Here is a 1,098-nt window from a genome sequence, read left to right on the forward strand (position 1 = left end):
ATCCTGCTGCGCATCCCGCCAGTCAGTAAAGGGGACACAGTTTCGTGACTGCACCTCCTGCGGGCACGCATCTAAGGTAGCGCCATGAAACAGACCCTTGCCGCTTTCGCACTCTGCTCCGTAGCGCTTCCCGCCCTGGCGGAAGAGCCGGTGATCGAGAATGCCACCGCCCGTCAATCCGGCGGCGGTTGGACGTTCAGCGTCACTCTCTCCCACCCCGATACCGGCTGGGATCACTATGCCGACGGCTGGCGGGTGCTGGACATGACGGGCAATGAGCTGGACCTGCGCGTGCTGGCGCATCCGCATGAACAGGAACAGCCTTTCACCCGGTCCCTGAACGGCGTGCAGATCCCAGAGGGCACAACCCAGGTGCAGATCCAGGCCCGCTGCCACGTGGACGGTTGGGGCCAGGACACATACACCCTCGCCCTGCCCTGATCTTCTTCTTTGAAAAAATACTCGCGCCGCAGGCGCATTCTGATTTGGCGCGACAGCTCACACCCGGTGATAGGGGCTTCCCGCCAGAATGGTGGCGGCGCGGTAGATCTGCTCGGCCAGCATCACCCGCACCAGCATATGCGGCCAGACCATCTTGCCGAAGGAGATCGAGAAATCGGCCTCGGCCCGCAAGCCGGGATCAATTCCGTCTGCTCCGCCGATGATCAGCGCCAGATCCTGACGGCCGCTGTCGCGCCAGCCTGCCAGCTTATCCGCGAAATCCGGGGACGAAATCACCTTGCCGCGCTCGTCCAGGGTGCAGATCACCGCGCCCTTGGGCAGCGACTTGCGCAGCAATGCAGCCTCCGCCGCCATGCCCCCATTCTTCTTGTCCTCAATCTCCACCACCCGCGCAGGCCCCAGGCCCAGCGCGCGGCCGGTCCGGTCGAACCGGGCAATATAGTCGTCGATGAGGGATTTTTCAGGGCCAGCCCGCAACCGGCCGGCCGCACAGATATGCAGTCGCATGAAATTCCAAAAGCAATCCGGCCCGCACCCAGGCGCGGGCCTGCATCAAATCAGCCTTGGATCAGCCCTCGGCAGCCGGGGTTGACGGGGCTGCCGCGGTGCCTGCGGGCATCCACATCTTCTCGAGCT

At 64.0% G+C, this 1,098-nt stretch carries 2 protein-coding genes; one reads left to right on the forward strand and one right to left on the reverse strand.

Going from position 1 to position 1,098, the window contains the following annotated elements; genetic code table 11:
• Positions 1-84 precede the first annotated feature (84 nt).
• Positions 85-441, forward strand: a complete 357-nt coding sequence (locus A2I95_RS41270; RefSeq protein ID WP_291738066.1) for a hypothetical protein — start codon at positions 85-87, stop codon at positions 439-441.
• 57 nt (positions 442-498) lie between these two features.
• Here A2I95_RS41270 and rlmH read toward each other — a convergent pair whose 3' ends face one another.
• The gene (rlmH, locus tag A2I95_RS41275; protein WP_291738067.1) at positions 499-969 is read right to left on the reverse strand and encodes a 23S rRNA (pseudouridine(1915)-N(3))-methyltransferase RlmH; all 471 of its coding nucleotides are present in this window, start codon (positions 967-969) and stop codon (positions 499-501) included.
• Positions 970-1,098: the final 129 nt, after the last annotated feature.

This window comes from Leisingera sp. F5 (assembly GCF_001593695.1).

Coding starts and splice junctions, on each gene's coding strand:
- A2I95_RS41270 (WP_291738066.1), top strand. CDS start 85: ATGAAACAGACCCTTGCCGCTTTCGCACTCTGCTCCGTAGCGCTTCCC.
- rlmH (WP_291738067.1), bottom strand. CDS start 969: ATGCGACTGCATATCTGTGCGGCCGGCCGGTTGCGGGCTGGCCCTGAA.